The organism is Amycolatopsis sp. NPDC021455 (genome assembly GCF_040640995.1).
GTDB lineage: Bacteria > Actinomycetota > Actinomycetes > Mycobacteriales > Pseudonocardiaceae > Amycolatopsis.
In genome coordinates, this window is the sequence record NZ_JBFACT010000088.1 from 14,047 (window position 1) to 30,044 (window position 15,998).

The window sequence follows — 15,998 nt, forward strand, 5'->3', positions numbered from 1 at the left end:
GTTTGGTCGATCTTCACTGCGTCTTTTCGGGGGTCCGGGTGGCGGAGCCCCCGGCTCGGGGCGAAGCCCCGGATGTCACTGCGTCCGAAACGACGAAGGCCCCTTCGCCGGGGAATCGGCGAAGGGGCCTTCGGTGGTGCTGAGGGTCAGGCGGTCTTCTCACGCTTCGGGAGCTTCCAGCCCGGGCGCACGAAGTGGCACGTGTACCCGTTCGGGATGCGCTGCAGGTAGTCCTGGTGCTCCGGCTCGGCCTCCCAGAAGTCACCCACGGGGGCGACCTCGGTGACGACCTTGCCCGGCCACAGCCCCGACGCGTCGACGTCGGCGATCGTGTCTTCGGCGACTCGCTTCTGCTCGTCGCTGGTGAAGAAGATCGCCGAGCGGTAGCTCAGGCCGATGTCGTTGCCTTGGCGGTTCTTCGTCGTCGGGTCGTGCACCTGGAAGAAGAACTCGAGCAGGTCGCGGAACGTGGTCCGCGCCGGGTCGTAGATCACCTCGATGGCCTCGGCGTGCGTGCCGTGGTTGCGGTAGGTGGCGTTCGGGACGTCGCCACCGCTGTAACCGACCCGGGTCGAGATCACCCCGGGCTGACGGCGGAACAGCTCCTGCATGCCCCAGAAGCAGCCGCCGGCCAGGACGGCCCTTTCGGTTGACGTGGTCACGGCGTCACTCCTTCTCCTCGTGCGGTGCTACCGCCTGGTACAACCGTGCCGGACCTCCGATGATTCCACGCGAGTATTACGGAAGCCTGACGTCCCGTCCCGGTTTCGCCGTCGCTTCGCGCGGCGCGGCGTGGGAGGATGGTGCCGGGACGGGGCCCGTTCCCAGGAGGCGCAATGCGCGACGACATCGTCTCGAAACGGCTCGGCGGCGTGCTGGTCGTCGAAGTGCGAGGCGAGCTCGACATCGACACGGTGCTGCGGTGGACGACGGTGCTCGAAGCCGCCATCTGCGAGCTGCCGGGACCGCACCTGCTGGTGCTCGATCTCAGCATGCTGGAGTTCCTTTCGGCCCGCGGCGTCCACGGCATGCTGAAGGTGTTCGCCCTGTGCCGGCAACGCGGGATCTCGGCCTGCCTGATCGCGCCACCCGGCAGCGATGCCGAGCGGGTGATCGAGCTCACCGGGCTGGGCGACCGGGTGCCGGTGTTCGCGCACCGGCTGCTCGCCATCGCCGCCTACCAGCCGGTCGAGGTGCGGTGGCTGCCGAGCTGACGGGGGTCAGCCGAGCCCGTAGGTCTGCGGGTAGTCCACTGTGCACACCAGCGCGTCGCGGCGGGCGCGGCCGCCGGCCGGCGCGATCAGCGGGCTGGCGGTGTGCAGGAACCGGGCGTCCTCGAACACGATGAGCTGGCCGGGTTCCAGCCGCTGGGAGTGGACCGGGGTGGCCGGGTCGCCGGGCTGGAACAACGTCGTCTCCGCGCCGCTGCCCTCGCGGGCCACGACGTAGACGAAGACGAACTCCTCGCCGTCGGCGTGCGGCCGGGTCACGACGTTGGTGAAGGTCCGGAAGATGTTGACCCCGAACGTCCCCCGCCGCCGGCGGCGGTCTTCCGGGATCAGGCTCAGCGCGGCGCGGATCCACGACGCGAACAGCGGGTCGTGCGCCACCGGGGTGCGCGCGTATTCGCGGCGTTCGGGGCGGCCGCCGCGGTCCTCGATGGCGATCTCGGGGTGCTCGGTCAGGGCCGGGACGCCGTCCTCCCACGCGTATTCGACGACGTCCCGGGCTCGCTCGCGGTCGTCGGGGATGTCGCCGGGGTAGCGGCGCAGGACGTCGGGCGTGAAGTACGTGCGCAGGAGGTGCGCGCGCAGGCGTGCGCCCGGCAGGCCCAGTTCGTCGTCGGAAGCGACCAGGTAGCCGTCGGTGCCGAGCTGCTTGCGAGCCAGCCAGAGGTCTTCACCGGCGGAACCGGAAAGGTCGAGAGCCATGCGTTCGTCCCAACGTGAAAGGGAAAAGGGGCGTGCGGCGGCGGTTCAGGCGAACTGCTCGGCCTGGATCCGGCGAATCAGGGCGCGGCTCTCGTCGGGCTCGAGGGAGGCGGCCACCAGGTCGTCGTGGTAGCCACGGTAGTACCCGACGGTCTCGGCGGTTTCGATGTGCCGGAAGCCCGCGTGGGTCTCGATGTGGACGATGTCGCGGTCCAGCTCGTCCTCGAACTCGAAGTAGGCGTACATGCAGCTCATCGAGAACAGCGGGGGATGGGCGAGCGGGAAGACGCGCAGCTCGATGTTCGGCGCGGTCGACCGCTCGACGAGGTGGTCCAGCTGGGCGCGCATGATCTCGCGGGACCCGACGAACTGCCGGACGGCGCACTCGTGGGTCACCGCGACCAGCTTCAGGGGCTCCAGGCCGTCGCGTTCGGCGAGGGCGTGCTTGCGGCGTTCCCGCAGGTCCACGAGCTGGTCCACCTCCGCGGCCGACCACCACGGCTCGTGCGACGAATACTGGGCGCGGGCGTAGTCCGGCGTCTGCAGCAGCGCGGGGAGCAGCGGGATCGTGTAGATCCGCGCCACGGTCGCTTCGGACTCGTACGCGAGGTGGGCGTCGAGCCCGGGCGTCGCCGTGGTCTGCGAGAAGTCGGTCCACCAGGCCTTCCGCCCGGACGCCCGCACCCACCGCGTCAGCCGCTCGGCCAGCTGCGTGTCCTCGATGCCGTAGAAGCGGATCAGGTCGCGGACGTCCCTGGCCTGCGGGCTGCCCTGCGCGTTCTCGAGCCGCGAGAGCTTCGACGTCGAGATCAGCAGGGCGGCGGCCACTTCCTCGAGGGTGCGGCCGGACTCGTCACGCAGGCGCTTGAGCGTGTCCGCGATCCGGCGGCGCGGCACGATCGGACCTTGCGTGGGGGCCATGGGACCTCGTTCTGGCGGTGGGCGGTTGGCGATGGGAACTCGTCATGGGTTTCCCATCGCGGCCGCGACGATACTCCCTTCGGCGTCCAGGAGCCTGCGCCACGCCCCTGAAGGCCTGTTTCCGCTGCTGGACGGCGGGTCGGCGACCCGTGCTAGGCCGAACAGGTACGGCTCGATGGGATTCCGCTGTGGGAATTGCACCGTGGGCGCGTCAGCGTGACACTTGCAAGACAAGGCCGCCCAGGTCCGGCGGACGGCACCGAGCGGAAGGGACCCACCATGCTCATCGTTCTGAGACCCGGGGTGCTCCTCCGGGTGCTGGCCGCCACCGCGCTCGTGGCCGGCTTGGTTGTCGTGCTGCTGGGGCTCACCTCGGGCGCGGCCGGGGCGCCCGGCCCGCCGCGTTCCGGCGGCAGCGATCTGCTCACGCGCACCGCACCCATGCCGTACGTCGTGACGGGGACGGGTGGCCACGGCCTGAACGTCCGGTCGTGCGCGGCATCGACGTGCCGGCGGGTCGGCTGGATCGGCGACGGCGGCACGTTCCTGGCCGAGTGCTGGACGCGGGGGACACCCGCGTCCGGTGACGACCGGTGGCTGCGTGGCACGGGAGGCGGGCAGACCGGTTACGCGGCCGCGCACTTCCTCCGGGGCAGCGGGGCGCCGGAGTGCGGGACGAGCCCCGCGCGGCAGACGTGAAGGTGACCCGGGGTCACTCGCCGCGCATCGAGCGGCGGATCTCGGCCAGCCGGTCCTTGGCCGCCTGGTCGCGGTCGGCGATCTTCTTGTCGAGGGCCTCGGCCGTGTTCTCGGTGCCGAGGCCGGCGACGTCGACCGAGCCGAGCGACGTCGTGTAGCGGTTCTCGATCTTGTCGCGGACGAAGTCGAAGCTCGGCACGCCGCCCTCGCTGTAGTCCGGGTCCGGCAGTGATTGCGGCACCGGCGGCGACGGGATCGCCAGCGCGGCGGTCGGGGTCTCGTCGACGATCTCGCCGTCGACCGCGTTCGGGTCTTCGCTCATCTGCCGACTTTAGCGCCGGTGTGGGCAGTCCTGCCGGGACCAGTGGGTAATTCGGCCGTGGAGCGGCGCGGTGCGGTCCGGAATTCTCGAGGCGCACAGCCGGTGTCCGGAGGGAGCAGACCATGAGTGCCGGGGCCTACCACGCCGAAACGGCGGAGATGGGGACGGTCGCCAGGGCGGTCGAAGACGTCGGATCGGCCTTCCTGTCGGTGACGCGCGACCTGGAAGGCCTGGTGCTGGACGCGATGTCGTTCGCCGGGATCGGCAGCGGGGTCGCCGCGGCGAACGCGGCTCTGCACTCGACGCTGGGTCACGCGCTCCAGAAGTTCCTCGGCCTGATCACGAACGTCAACCAGAACGTCCAGGCGGCCGCGGACGCCTACCGCGCGGCCGACTCCGACGTCGCCCGCGCCTACGGCGGCGGCCAGGACGGCACCCACGGCGGGGGCGCCGCGGCCGCGGCGGCTCCGCCGCAGCAGCTCGACCCGCGCGTCGTCGACTCGATCATGCGGTCGGAGGGCGCGACGGGGGAGCAGGGCGGCGTGCCCGAGGCGTACGGCTTCCGGCAGAACATGCACAACGGCTACGACCGGATCATCGCCGCGCGCGAGCTGTACGGCCAGGGCAGTCCCGAGGAACGCGCGGTCGTCGCCGACCTCATGACCGCCAACGCCCGCCGGGCCGGCGCGCTCAACTTCACCGACCCCGGCACCCAGGCCGCGATCATGTCCGGGGCGCACATGCGCGGCGCCGGCGGCGTCCGCGCGATCCTGAACCACATGGCGGGCGAGGACATCATGCGCAGCTCGCGCACCCTCGGCGACGCGACGATCCAGCACATCCAGGGGCTGACGCCCGAGCAGTTCCAGCAGGAGTTCCGCGACGCCCGCATCGAATACGACCGGCAGATCTACGGCGGGACGAACACCACCCAGGGCGGCCACACGCAGAACTGGTGGGACCGGTACGGCACCGGCCTGACCCGGCGTTACGACCGCGAACAGGCCGAGTTCCTCGGGCTTTCCCGGCCCCAGGACTGATCTCCCGGTTCGAAGATCCCCCGGCTGGGCACTCTCGTTGGGTAGCCGAACGACAACGGGAGGCACACGATGAACCGGAGGATGATCGCACTACTGGGCGGGGTCGCCGCGATGGCGGGGACCGTGGCGTTCGCGGGAACGGCCGAAGCGGCGTCGACGCCGTGCAGCGCCGAAGCGAAGGCCTGCGTCCAGCGCAGTTCGAATACCGCGTGGCTGACGGACGGCGCCGGGAACGTCACCTACGGCGGCGTCCCGATCACCGTCGGGCTGCCGAAGTACCCGACCCCGCTCGGGAAGTTCCACGTGCAGTACAAGGACATCGACCACTACAGCAAGCAGTACAACGGGCCGATGCCGTACTCGGTGTTCTTCACCACCACCGGGGTCGCGTTCCACCAGGGGAGCCTGAAGGTCAAGTCCCACGGGTGCGTGCACCTTTCGCACGGTGCCGCGGTGACGTTCTACAACTCGCTGCACCCTGGTGACGTCGTCGAGGTCGTGCCCTGATCCGTCCCTTGTGGACGGTCGAGGAGCGCGCCGGCGACGGCGCCGAACACCAGGTGGTCCAGGATCTGCGGCCCGCGCGGCAACGCCCGCACGGCGGGGTACGCGCGGGCCGCGATCCCGAGGTCCAGCGCCGCGATCGCCAGCCCGGCCGCCGCGCCGCCGCCGGCGCCGAGCCGGTGACGGCGCGCGGCCGCCGCGAGCACGCACGTCCAGAACGCGGAGACGGCGACGTGCGCGACCAGCCCGGCGGCGATGCCGGGCCGGTCGCGCCGGCCCGGCAGCAGCGTGCCCGCCGCGCGCGTCGCGGCCAGGACGTCGTCGCCGGTGAGCAGGGCGTAGACGGTCGACGGTATGCCGCTGACCGTTGCCGCGACGACTCCGGCGCAGACGGCTTTCATGCGGCCAGGTACGCCGCGATCCGGATCCGCAGGCCACGGACGTGGGGGAGCGCGATGGTGAACGCCTCGGCCGGACGGTAGCCGGGCCATGGGTGACCGTGGGTGCACGGGCCGGCGAAGTACACGAAGCCGTCTTCGTCGTCGTAGCGGCCTGGCGACCAGACCGCTGCGTCGCCCGCGTGACGATCCCCGCAGGCGGCTCGAGCGATCCAGTAGGCATCGTCCTTCATGACGCGACGCAGCTGCGCGGCGAACCCCGCCAGTTCCGCTTCCGGCAGGCCGAGACCGCGTCCGCTCCAGACCCGCGGCGTGCGTTCCGACGGGCGGGCGGGGCAGCCGAAGGTGACCGCGTCGTCGGCGTATTGCCGGGTCCAGCGGGCTTTTTCCGGTGCGAGCGCGGCGAAATGGGGTCCGCCGGTGAGGTCCAGCGTCATGGGGAAACGATAGTCGATCAAGGGGGCACGGGTACCGCCGCGCGGGTGTCGATCACTGCTCACATAGTGTATACAGTATCCAGTAGGCACGCCGTCGGCAGAGGAGGCCGCCATGTATTCAGTCACCGACCCTGCGACGGGTGAGCTGGTGGAGAAGGTCCCGAACGCGACCGACGAGGAGGTCGGGGCCGCGATCGCCCGGGTGCACCGCGGGTACGCGGCGTGGCGGGCCCGGCCGGTCGCCGAGCGCGCCGCGATCGTGCTGCGGGCGGCGGAGCTGTTCGCCGAGCGTGCCGACGAGCTGGCCGCGATCATGACGCTGGAGATGGGGAAGCGGATCAACGAAGGCCGCGGCGAAGTGGGCGTCGTCGTGGATATTTTCCGCTACTACGGCGAGCGTGGCCCGGAGCTGCTGGCGGACGAGCCCCTGTCGATCCGCGCCGGGGAAGCGGTGCTGACGAAGGAGCCGATCGGGCCGCTGCTCGGGGTGATGCCGTGGAACTTCCCGTGTTACCAGGTGGCCCGGTTCGTCGCGCCGAACCTGGTGCTGGGCAACACGATCCTGCTGAAGCACGCGTCGATCTGCCCGCGTTCGGCGCTGGCGATCGAGCGCGTCCTGCGGGACGCCGGGGTGCCGCCGGACGCGTACGTCAACGTGTTCGCCTCGAGCCGTCAGGTCCCCGGAATCCTGGCCGACCCGCGCATCCAGGGTGTGTCGCTCACGGGCAGCGAGCAGGCGGGCATCTCGGTGGCGGCCGACGCCGGCCGGAACCTCAAGAAGTGCGTGCTGGAGCTCGGCGGATCCGACCCGCTGATCGTGCTGGACACCGACGACCTGGACGAGACGGTCAAGATCACGGCGACGGCCCGGATGCGCAACTGCGGCCAGTCGTGCAACGCGCCGAAGCGGATCATCGTGCCGGCCGGGCTGTACGACGAGTTCGTCGACCGGTTCGCCAAGCGAGTCACGGAGTACTACGTCCCGGGAGACCCGGCCGACCCGGCGACGACGTTGCCGCCACTGGCCTCGACCGCGGCGGCGGACGAGGTGGCGGCCCAGGTCCGGAAGGCGATCAGCGAAGGAGCAACCCTACGGGCGGGCGGCCACCGCATCCCGGGCCCGGGAGCGTACCTGGAGGCAACGGTACTGACGGACGTGACGCCCGAGACGGCGGCGTACCACGAGGAGATCTTCGGCCCGGTGGCGCTGGTGTTCCGCGCGGAGACGGAGGAACAGGCGATCGCCCTGGCCAACGACACCCCGTTCGGCCTGGGGGCGAGCGTGTTCGGGACGGACCGCGAGCGGATGGTACGGGTGGCGCGCCGCCTCGATGCGGGGATGGTGTATTTGAACAAGTCGGGTGGGTCGGAGGCGGATCTGCCGTTCGGCGGCATCAAGCGGTCGGGCATCGGGCGGGAGCTCGGGCCGCTGGGGATCGAGGAGTTCATGAACAAGAAACCGATCCGCCTCTGACCTGCTTCGGAACTTCGGGGGAATCTGCCGAGACCCCCGAAGATTTCCGAAACCGACCACCAAGCCCTGTTACTTGACCGACTGCATGCAGTAGGTGGTCACCGCGAGGGAGCCCTGCATGCTCCATGACGCCGCCTGGTCCGAGCCGGGGAAGTCCTTGCAGATCTCCTCGACCGTCTTCGACAAACCGTCCATCTTGGACAGGCCGTCCACCTGGCCGAGCACCTTCGCCGCGCCCTTCTTGCAGGGGGCGAGGTGGAGCTCGTCGTTGGCGCCGGTCGCCATGCACTCGCCGATGGCGGGCTTGCGGTTGTCCGGGTTCTTCAGGTCTTCCAGGCACAGGATCTTCGACGACAGGCTGCCCTGCCGCTTCCACTCCATCGAGGCGCCCGCGGACGGGACCTTGGTGCAGACCGCCTTCGTGAACCCGCCCAGCGCGCCGCCGTCCTCGACGCCGGCGACCTTGTAGCTCGCCTCCGGTCCACAAGGGACCTTTTCGGTGTGGGCGGCGTCGGAAAGGTCTCCCTTGACGCAGTCGCCCACCTGCGGCATGCCCTTGCCCGGGTTCTTCAAGTCCTCCAGGCAGAGCAGCGTGCCCTTCGAGGTGTCGGCGCCTTCCCAGTACGCGACGGTCGCGGTCGGGAACTCGTCGCAGCCGCCGCCGAGGGTCAATGCCAGCCGGGGCTGGTCCGGGACCTTGCCGACGATCTTGTAGCCGGCCTCCGGGCCGCAGGCCACCGAGGTAACGCTGTCGGCGTTGTCCGTGTTGCCCTTGAGGCAGTCGCCGACGTCGGTCGTCTTGGCCGCGAACGAGCTCAGCCCGGCCGCGACGACGACCGCGAGGAACACGAGGGGAATACCGATCCCCAGCGCGAGTTTGAGGCCACTGCGCTTCTTGGGCGGCAAGCCGATCGGCGGAGGCGCGGGGTACGGCGCGTGCGGGTACGGCGCGGCCGGGTAGTGCGGCAGGGCGGCCCCCGGGGGCGGGGCCTGGAAGGGATTCGCTTCCGGCGCGGGCTGCTGCGGTCTGTCTTCGGGCGTCGTCATGGAAGGTCCCCCCAGGTCTGAGCATGACTGGCCGCCGAATCTTAACCGCAGGTAAGTCCGTCGCCCGGGTCTGGCTCGGAGCGGCGCTGTCGTGGACAGCAAGTCTCGTCAAGGCAAAAAAAGTTGTCGGTAACTGGCGTTGTCAGTGATCTGATAATCCATCCGTGGACGAGCGCCACGGATGGCCGAACCCGTTCAACGGCAAGCCCTTGACCTGCGGCTTTCCCGGCGTTGCTCTGTTCGGTCGATTGCGGCTCAGTCGATCACCGTGTCGAATAATCGCCTACAGGGATTAATCGCCGTGAGGAGTTGGCTGTGCATTGGGGGACCGCGCTCGACGACGGAGGGGCTGCGGGGCTCGTCCGCCCGTACTTCCGGACCCATGGCCGGACCCGGCCGACGCGTGACCTTCCCGTCGAGACGCTCGTCTCGACCACTGCGCGGGGACGGGCCGTCGTGCGAGGCAGCTCGCAGGAAGAGTCGGAAATCTGCGTGCTGTGCCGCACTTCGCAGTCGGTCGCCGAGGTCGCCGCGCGGCGGCGGCTTCCACTCGGGGTCGCCCGCGTGCTGCTCTCCGACCTGGCCGATCGCGGCCTGGTTGCCGTGCACACCACCAAGATGACGTCGGGCAACCGGCCGAGCATCGACCTCATGGAACGGATTTTGCACGGCCTCAGCCGGCTGTGAACTCCCCGATCAGCCGCGCGAGCCGCGCCGGCTGGTCCAGTGGCAGCAGCGTGTAGCTGTCGGCCACCTCCACGAGTTTTCCCTTGGGCAGCAACGCGGTCAGGCGCTCGCCGTGCTCCGGGGGCATCACGCGGTCTTCACTGGCCCAGACCACCAGGACCGGCCGGTCGAAACCCGGCAGCCGCTCGGCCGCCTCCAGCAGGATTCCCGGCGACGCCGCGGCCGCCCGCAGGACGCCGACCGTGTCACGGCGGATGGCGGCCTCACTCAGCAGCGGCCTGATCCACTCGCGCGTGGCCGCGTCGCCGCGCTTCGTCAGCCAGCCGAACGCGATCGGGAGCCGTCGCACCGCTCGCAGGCGCATCTGCTGCATGAACAACCCGAACAACCCCGGCGACAGCTTTCCGGTCAGGAACAGCGTCTTGCCGGTGAGTCCCGGCGGGAAGTTGTCGAACGCGTCGCACGACGCCAGCACCACCCGGCTCACCCGCGCGACGCCGTCCGCCATCAGCAGTTGCACCAGCGCGCCGCCGGTGTCGACGCCGGCCAGGGTGACGTCCAGTAGGTCGAGACGCTCGAGGAACTCGGTGAGCAGAGACGCGATGCCCGGCAGCGACAGGTCCGCGTTCTCCCGCATCGGGTGCCGGTGCGCGCCCAGGGGGAGCGTCGGGACGACGCAACGGAAACCGTCGAGCGAGGCGACCGTGCCGTCCCACAGCGAGCCGTCCATCAGCAGGCCGTGGACGAAGACGACGACCGGGCCCGGGCCCCCGGTGTCGGTGTACTCGATGGTGCCCGCGGACAGCTCGACCTGCATTCCGGCCTCCCGGTGAAGTGACCCCCGACCGAAGTGAACCACGTGGTTCGCAAACTGTCGAGGATCAGGGCGCCGCCTCCTCCCGTTCGACCGCGCGCAGCAACGCCTCGAAGCCGGCCGCCGCCAGGTCGTCGTCGATCAGCAGGTTCACCAGGAAACCGCGTAGCGCGGCGAGGATCATCGACGCGACCTCCAGTTTCCGCCCCTCCGGCCAGTCCTCGGGGCAGAACGACACGAGCGTCGGCAGGTACTGCTGCGACGCGCCCCGCCCGAGCGCCGCGTACCGGCCGGGGTCGTACATCGCCAGGCCCATCGCCTGGTCGAGCACGCGGCGCAGCTGCGTCTCCTCGCGCAGGCTTTCCCAGGCCACGCGGACGCGGCCGGCCAGGGTCGGCGACGAGCCGGCGCCCGCCGCCAGCGCGTTGCCGACGCGCCGTTCGCGCAGGGTGACGACCACCTGCCGGAGCAGGTCTTCGGCGCTTTCGAAGTGGTAGAGCAGCACCTTGTGCGTCGTCCCGGCCGCCCGCGCGGCGCGCCGCAGCGAGAAGTCCACGAGCCCGTTCTCGGCGACATCGTCGGTGATCTTCGCCAGCAGTTCCCGGCGGCGGGCCTCGCCGCGCGGCGAGCCGGCCGAGCGCCGGTACCCCGCCCCGCCCGAGTCGGTAGCGTTGTCCACGGGGGACAGCTTGGCACGACGAAGGGGGGACGGATGCGGGTGCTGGTGACCGGGGGCAATGCCGGAATCGGCTACTTCGTGGCGGAGCAACTGGCCACGGCGGGTGCGGAGGTGGTGATCGGCAGCCGCGACCCGGCGAAAGCCGGCCACGACGGCGTCGATCCGCTCCCGGGTCGCGGGCGCGCGGGTCGGGCACGTGTGGATGGACCTGGCTGCTCTCGAACCGGTCGGCACCGGCGAGCTCGACGCCGTCGTGTGCAACGCCGGGGTGGCGCTCGACGACCCGCCGCGCCGGGAGACCCCGGCCGGCCACGAGCTGATGTTCGGCACCAACCACCTCGGCCACTTCGCCCTGATCGCCCAGCCGATGCCGGTGCTGACGGCGGAGACGCGCATCGCTGAGTGGGCTGCCGGCCCGGGTTCTGTTGCACGGCAAGGACGCCGGTGCGCGGCCCGCCGTCCGGGCGGTGCTCGGTCCGGACGTCGAAGGCGGGCAGCTGTGGGGGCCGCGGGTGTTCGCCTGCGGGGCGGGCCGCGGCGGGAACCGTTGTGGGCCAACCTGACCGACGAAGCCGCCGCGGCGCGGCTGTGGACGGAAAGCGTCAAGCTGACCGGCCTGGACCCGCTGCCCTGACCGTCGTTACTTGAAGGCCTGGGCCGCCCGTTCGACGTCCGCGTACCGGGCCGCCCAGAACTCCGCGTCGCGGTGGCCTTCGGAGGCGCTCGAGCCGTCGAGCTGTTCACGCAGGATGTCGGCGTGCCCGGCGTGCCGGTTCGTCTCGGTGAGCACGTGCACGAGGATGTTGAACAGCATGACGTCCGGCCGGGGCCACCAGGGCACGTGCCCCGGCGTGTCGATGGCCAGCTCGGTGATCGTCGCGTCGGAGTGGGCCCACGCCCGCCGGTAGCCGTCGATGATCTCCTCGCGCGACTCGTGCTCGGTCGCCCACATGTCCTGGCCGCGCACGGCGAGGTCGTCCCACCGGAGCAGCGGCTCGGGGTACGGCCTGCCGAAGATCTCGCCGAAGTACCGGGCTTCGGTCAGCGTCAGGTGCTTGATGAGACCCAGCAGGTTGGTGCTGGTCGCGGTCAGGGGACGGCGGATGTCGTACTCGCTGAGCCCCTCGAGCTTTCCGACCATCTCTTCGCGGATCTCCCGCAAATCGCCGTGCAGGTAGTCCTTCGCGAACTCGTCGATCATGGCTCCACCATGCCAGATCAGCCCACCGGCACGCCGCGCACCGTGACCGGCCCGCGGGTCGGGTCCAGCTCCAGCTTCTGGTCCACCCCGGACGGCGTCAGCACGTCGAACGCCTTCGGCGCGGTCGCCGGGTCCACGGCGCAGATCGGCGACGTGCCGCCGGCCGCGCAGAGGCCGAACGTGTACTGCCCCGCCGTCGGCGTGAACGGCCGCGCCTGGTCGGGGGAGTTGCCGTCCTGGCCGGTGAGCACCACGGCGAACGTCCAGCCCGGTCCCGGCGTCCCGAAGGCCGCCTTCGCCACACTGACCGTGATGTACCGCGTCGCCTGCGAAGCCTGCACTGACGGCGTTGCCGGCGAAGCGCCCGAAGCGTCGACGAGCGCCGGTTCGGCGAAGCCCTGGACCTCGATGCGGCGGCTCCACGCGTCCTGCGGCGCGATCGTGTAGGCGCGACTCGGGAACGGCGCCGCGGTCGACGTCGCCGTCGCGGCCGGGTCGTGCCCGTAGATCGTCAGCAGCTGGGCGCCCAGCGGTGAGCCGAACGTCGGTGACAGGTCGCGGATCTGCGCCCGGAACACCAGGGTGGTGCCGGAATCGATGACCTGGAACCGCTGCAGGTCGAACGCGCCCGCGTGGAAGTCGCCCGCCGTCGGGTAGGTGTAGGTGCCCGGTCCGTTGTCGTCGCCGTCCGGGTCCGTGGTGTCCAGCAACACCGTGCCGGTGACGAAGTCCGAACTGATCGTCTTCTGGGCATAGCCCGTGCCCGCGCCGGTCGCGGCCGCGGTGACGACGTTCGCGCCCAGCGGGGTCGGCACGGTCGCGCTGAACGTCCCCGCCGCCGAAGCCCGGGTCGACAGCACCGACGTCGTTCCCGCGTCGGTGGCCGAGACGGCCAGATCGACGCGGCTGCCGGCGGGCGCGGTGCCGGTGACCACGGCGGTCGCCGTCGACACCGACGCGGGGGCGTCGAGCGTGACCGCCAAGGCGGGCGGCGCGTGGACGTACCGCGAGCGGACCTCGGCGGGCTGCTCGGGCAGCCGTCCGTCGTCGACGGCCCTGGCCAGCCGCACCGACTGCGACTGCGCCCAGCTCAGCGGCGCGACCGAGCCGACGGACTGCCCCGGAATGAAGCCGATGGACGCCGCGCGAGGGTCCGACCCGTACGGCGACGCGGGCACGGCCGGGTTTTCCCACACCTGCTCGGGAATCAGCCCGGTACCGTTCGTCTGCGCCCGCATCGCGCGCAGCAGTGCCGCCGCGCCGGCCCGGTCCCCGGTCTGCACGGCCTGCTCGCCGCGTTCGCCCGCGAGCACCGGCCACAGGTGCCCGGACCCGGTGTTCGTCGACGGCCAGGGCGCGCCGGTGGGCGCGCAGTTCGTCGGGTCCGGCTCGTAGCAGTCGCCGTAGCCGTCTTCGCTGCCCGGCGCCGACGTGCCGTAGCGGTACCAGCCCGGCCCGGCCGGGGTGTCCCGCTTGATCACGCGGTCCACGACGCCGAGCGAAGCGGCGACGTCCGGGTCGTTCGCGGGCAGCACGCCGAGGCGCGTCAGCTCGAGGAACCCGGCGTCGACGACCGCGCGCTGGTCGGCGTCGACCGAGCCGTTGCCCAGGTTGTAGAACCATTCGGAGTTCGGGTCGCCGTTCTTGGTCAGCCGCAGGAAGTACCGGCCGCCGTAGGGCCCGTTCCGCGTCACCGTCCAGCCCTTGATGCTGCGCTGGAAGTGGTCGGCGGTGGCGCGGTAGACGTTCGCGCGCGCACTGTCGCCGTTGCGGTCGGCGATCACGCCCGCGGCGACGAGCCCGGCGATCTCGGCGGCGATCGTCGAGGGGGAGTAGCCGCCCTGTTCTTCCCAGCGCTCCGAGCCGAACGCCGGCCCGTGCGCGACGACGAAGTCCGCGGCCGCCCGGATGTGGTCGGTGTAGAGCGTGTGGTCGCGGTCGAGCCCGGCCTGCAACGCCATCAGGATCGGGTACGCGCTCTCGTCGAGCTGGTCGCCGCCGGAGTCGGGCGCCTTCTTGCCGTTGAGCAGCGAGTTGCGCGGGAACCGGCCGTCCGGCTGCTGCTGGCGGGAGAACAGCCAGCGGACGCTCGCCCGCGCCGTCTCGCGGTCGCCCGCGGACAGCAGCCCGGAGAAGCTTTCGTAGAGGTCGCGGGCGAAGATCTCGCGGTAGGAACCGAAGTAGACCGGCTTGCCGCCAGGCGCGTCGCCCGCGGACACCGCCTGCCCCCACGGGCTGCCGAGCGAAGCGACGACCGCGCCCGGGAAAGTCTTGTCCTCACTGGCCTTCAGCACGTTGACCGACTGGTAGTACGCGTCCGAGTCCTTGCTCCGCAAGGGAATCAGGCCGTTGTCGTAGTCACGCCACTGACGCGCGTACTCGCGGTAGCTCGCCTCGAACGGCGTCCGCAGGCTCGCCCCGGCCGTGGCGACGGCGGCCCGTGCGTCCGCGCCGAACCCGAGCGCCAGCACGGCCGGACGGCGCGGCTGCAGGTCCAGCTGCGCGGTCTGGACGACGTTGCCGTTCACCGCCGACGGCGTGGTGTCGGTGAGCCGGTGGTCGCGGTCGAGCTGGGCCAGCCCGTCGCCCGCGGTGCCCGCGAAGCCGCTGCTCGTGGCCAGGAACCGGTGGTCGGCGCGCAGGGCGGCGGCCAGCGGGGTGCCGTAGTCGCGGGCCGGCGCGCTGGAGACCGTGTTGCTGTCGGCGCTGACCAGCGCGCTCGTCGCCGCGTCGACAGTGGCGGTGTCGCCGCCGCCGTTGGCCGGGCCACCCCCGCCGTTGCCGTTGATGCTCGCGTCGAACCGCACGTACACCTTGAGGTCCCGCCCGGAACCCCGCAGCGGCTCCAGCCGGGTGCGGAGGAGCACGCCGGTCCGGGCCGGGTCGGCCAGGTACTCGGTGACCAGCCGGTAGGCGCCGCTGCGTGCGGTCGACGTCACCTCGCACGCCATTCCGCCCGCGCTGGTGCGGACCGTGTAGGTCATGTCACGGGCCTGCAGATCGGTGAAACTGCGGCCGTCGGTGACGGCGAACTGCAGTGTCTCGACGTTCGTGTTGTCGATCACCGGCGCGTAGACGTCGGACAGCACGCCGCCGGCCACGGTGAACCACGCCTTGCTGGTCGTGTTCCGCGCGGTGCCCAGGCAGTCCTTGCGCGCCAGGCCGAAGTGGGAGACGGCGCCCGGTCCCGGCGCCGCGGCGGCCACGGGAGCGGGCAGGAGGGCGGCCGCGGCCAGCACCGCGCACAGCACCACGGACGACGTCGACCGAGTCATCCCGACATCCGACCACGTCCGCCCCGGGCCGCACCAGGTCCGAACGGCAGCTGATTGAAGATCCGTCACGGTGGGTAGGAATTCACTGAGAGCCCCCGGGGAGGTGAACGTGGAAGAGCTGGGAACGGACGGCTGGCGGTACCGCGGCACGATTTCGCCACGGACGCTGCCGAGCCTGCGGCGGCACCTGGTGTCGTGGCTGCGGCGGCGAGCCGGTGACGAGGTCGGGCGGCAGGCCGACGACGTCGTGCTGGCCTGCTGGGAAGCGATGGCCAACGTGCTCGGCCACGCCTACCACGGCCGGCCGGGGCTGATCGACGTCCGCGCCCGGATCGACCAGGACGTGCTGATCGTCACCGTCGCCGACCAGGGCCGCTGGGCTTCGCTGGCGGAACGCGCCGACGACGGCCGCGGGCTGCGCCTGATCCAGGCCCTGGTCGACGGGCTCGACCTCCGCTCGACCGACGACGGCACGGTCATCACGCTCACCTGGCCGTTCCCGGCCCGCCGCACCGCCTGAGCTTCCGGCGTCTTGAACGAGTCGTTCAGGACCTCGGAGGTCCTGAACA

At 71.3% G+C, this 15,998-nt stretch carries 19 protein-coding genes; 8 read left to right on the forward strand and 11 right to left on the reverse strand.

Going from position 1 to position 15,998, the window contains the following annotated elements; translation table 11 throughout:
• Positions 1-146: 146 nt before the first annotated feature.
• Positions 147-662, reverse strand: coding sequence for a peptide-methionine (S)-S-oxide reductase MsrA (msrA, locus tag AB0G28_RS44515; protein ID WP_361104019.1), 516 nt, complete (start codon positions 660-662; stop codon positions 147-149).
• Between the two features lie 174 nt (positions 663-836).
• Between msrA and AB0G28_RS44520 the strand changes: the two genes are divergently transcribed.
• Positions 837-1,214 carry an STAS domain-containing protein gene (locus AB0G28_RS44520; protein WP_361104021.1) on the forward strand — a complete coding sequence of 126 codons (378 nt, stop codon included), beginning with the start codon at positions 837-839 and terminating at the stop codon, positions 1,212-1,214.
• A 6-nt stretch (positions 1,215-1,220) separates the two neighbouring features.
• Here the strand turns inward: AB0G28_RS44520 and AB0G28_RS44525 are convergent, their stop codons facing one another.
• Together AB0G28_RS44525 and AB0G28_RS44530 are read right to left on the reverse strand one after the other, a co-directional pair.
• Complete coding sequence (locus AB0G28_RS44525; protein WP_361104023.1) at positions 1,221-1,931, reverse strand: 2OG-Fe dioxygenase family protein; 711 nt, start codon at positions 1,929-1,931, stop codon at positions 1,221-1,223.
• Between the two features lie 45 nt (positions 1,932-1,976).
• The gene (locus tag AB0G28_RS44530) at positions 1,977-2,852 is read right to left on the reverse strand and encodes a helix-turn-helix transcriptional regulator (RefSeq protein WP_361104025.1); all 876 of its coding nucleotides are present in this window, start codon (positions 2,850-2,852) and stop codon (positions 1,977-1,979) included.
• A gap of 279 nt (positions 2,853-3,131) precedes the next feature.
• Between AB0G28_RS44530 and AB0G28_RS44535 the strand changes: the two genes are divergently transcribed.
• Positions 3,132-3,551 carry a hypothetical protein gene (locus AB0G28_RS44535; RefSeq protein ID WP_361104027.1) on the forward strand — a complete coding sequence of 140 codons (420 nt, stop codon included), beginning with the start codon at positions 3,132-3,134 and terminating at the stop codon, positions 3,549-3,551.
• A gap of 13 nt (positions 3,552-3,564) precedes the next feature.
• Here the strand turns inward: AB0G28_RS44535 and AB0G28_RS44540 are convergent, their stop codons facing one another.
• On the reverse strand, positions 3,565-3,873 hold the full coding sequence (locus tag AB0G28_RS44540) for a hypothetical protein (protein WP_361104029.1): 309 nt from the start codon (positions 3,871-3,873) through the stop codon (positions 3,565-3,567).
• 122 nt (positions 3,874-3,995) lie between these two features.
• Here AB0G28_RS44540 and AB0G28_RS44545 point away from each other — a divergent pair, with 122 nt between their 5' ends.
• Positions 3,996-4,913, forward strand: coding sequence for a hypothetical protein (locus AB0G28_RS44545; protein ID WP_361104031.1), 918 nt, complete (start codon positions 3,996-3,998; stop codon positions 4,911-4,913).
• Between the two features lie 69 nt (positions 4,914-4,982).
• On the forward strand, positions 4,983-5,420 hold the full coding sequence (locus AB0G28_RS44550; RefSeq protein WP_361104033.1) for a L,D-transpeptidase: 438 nt from the start codon (positions 4,983-4,985) through the stop codon (positions 5,418-5,420).
• Here the strand turns inward: AB0G28_RS44550 and AB0G28_RS44555 are convergent.
• Entirely contained in the window at positions 5,375-5,818 is a 444-nt protein-coding gene (locus tag AB0G28_RS44555) for a hypothetical protein (protein WP_361104035.1), read from the reverse strand. The genes AB0G28_RS44550 and AB0G28_RS44555 overlap by 46 nt on opposite strands.
• Positions 5,815-6,252: a hypothetical protein gene (locus AB0G28_RS44560; protein WP_361104037.1), complete on the reverse strand. Its 438-nt coding sequence runs from the start codon at positions 6,250-6,252 to the stop codon at positions 5,815-5,817. The genes AB0G28_RS44555 and AB0G28_RS44560 overlap by 4 nt, the downstream gene beginning before the upstream one ends.
• A gap of 112 nt (positions 6,253-6,364) precedes the next feature.
• Here AB0G28_RS44560 and AB0G28_RS44565 point away from each other — a divergent pair, with 112 nt between their 5' ends.
• Complete coding sequence (locus AB0G28_RS44565) at positions 6,365-7,726, forward strand: NAD-dependent succinate-semialdehyde dehydrogenase (RefSeq protein WP_361104039.1); 1,362 nt, start codon at positions 6,365-6,367, stop codon at positions 7,724-7,726.
• 69 nt (positions 7,727-7,795) lie between these two features.
• On the opposite strand, the gene AB0G28_RS44570 is transcribed toward AB0G28_RS44565, so the two are convergent.
• Positions 7,796-8,773: a hypothetical protein gene (locus tag AB0G28_RS44570; protein ID WP_361104041.1), complete on the reverse strand. Its 978-nt coding sequence runs from the start codon at positions 8,771-8,773 to the stop codon at positions 7,796-7,798.
• A 315-nt stretch (positions 8,774-9,088) separates the two neighbouring features.
• On the opposite strand from AB0G28_RS44570, the gene AB0G28_RS44575 reads away from it, so the two are divergent.
• Positions 9,089-9,460: a DUF742 domain-containing protein gene (locus AB0G28_RS44575; protein WP_361104043.1), complete on the forward strand. Its 372-nt coding sequence runs from the start codon at positions 9,089-9,091 to the stop codon at positions 9,458-9,460.
• On the opposite strand, the gene AB0G28_RS44580 is transcribed toward AB0G28_RS44575, so the two are convergent.
• Both AB0G28_RS44580 and AB0G28_RS44585 read right to left on the reverse strand, forming a co-directional pair.
• Positions 9,447-10,277, reverse strand: a complete 831-nt coding sequence (locus tag AB0G28_RS44580) for an alpha/beta hydrolase (protein WP_361104045.1) — start codon at positions 10,275-10,277, stop codon at positions 9,447-9,449. The two genes, AB0G28_RS44575 and AB0G28_RS44580, sit on opposite strands and share 14 nt — an antisense overlap.
• A gap of 64 nt (positions 10,278-10,341) precedes the next feature.
• The gene (locus AB0G28_RS44585; RefSeq protein ID WP_361104046.1) at positions 10,342-10,953 is read right to left on the reverse strand and encodes a TetR/AcrR family transcriptional regulator; all 612 of its coding nucleotides are present in this window, start codon (positions 10,951-10,953) and stop codon (positions 10,342-10,344) included.
• A gap of 202 nt (positions 10,954-11,155) precedes the next feature.
• Here AB0G28_RS44585 and AB0G28_RS44590 point away from each other — a divergent pair, with 202 nt between their 5' ends.
• Entirely contained in the window at positions 11,156-11,587 is a 432-nt protein-coding gene (locus tag AB0G28_RS44590) for a hypothetical protein (protein WP_361104048.1), read from the forward strand.
• 6 nt (positions 11,588-11,593) lie between these two features.
• On the opposite strand, the gene AB0G28_RS44595 is transcribed toward AB0G28_RS44590, so the two are convergent.
• Together AB0G28_RS44595 and AB0G28_RS44600 are read right to left on the reverse strand one after the other, a co-directional pair.
• Positions 11,594-12,154, reverse strand: coding sequence for a DinB family protein (locus AB0G28_RS44595; RefSeq protein ID WP_361104050.1), 561 nt, complete (start codon positions 12,152-12,154; stop codon positions 11,594-11,596).
• Between the two features lie 17 nt (positions 12,155-12,171).
• Positions 12,172-15,429 carry a glucodextranase DOMON-like domain-containing protein gene (locus tag AB0G28_RS44600; protein ID WP_361104052.1) on the reverse strand — a complete coding sequence of 1,086 codons (3,258 nt, stop codon included), beginning with the start codon at positions 15,427-15,429 and terminating at the stop codon, positions 12,172-12,174.
• A gap of 109 nt (positions 15,430-15,538) precedes the next feature.
• Between AB0G28_RS44600 and AB0G28_RS44605 the strand changes: the two genes are divergently transcribed.
• On the forward strand, positions 15,539-15,949 hold the full coding sequence (locus tag AB0G28_RS44605; RefSeq protein WP_361104054.1) for an ATP-binding protein: 411 nt from the start codon (positions 15,539-15,541) through the stop codon (positions 15,947-15,949).
• Positions 15,950-15,998: the final 49 nt, after the last annotated feature.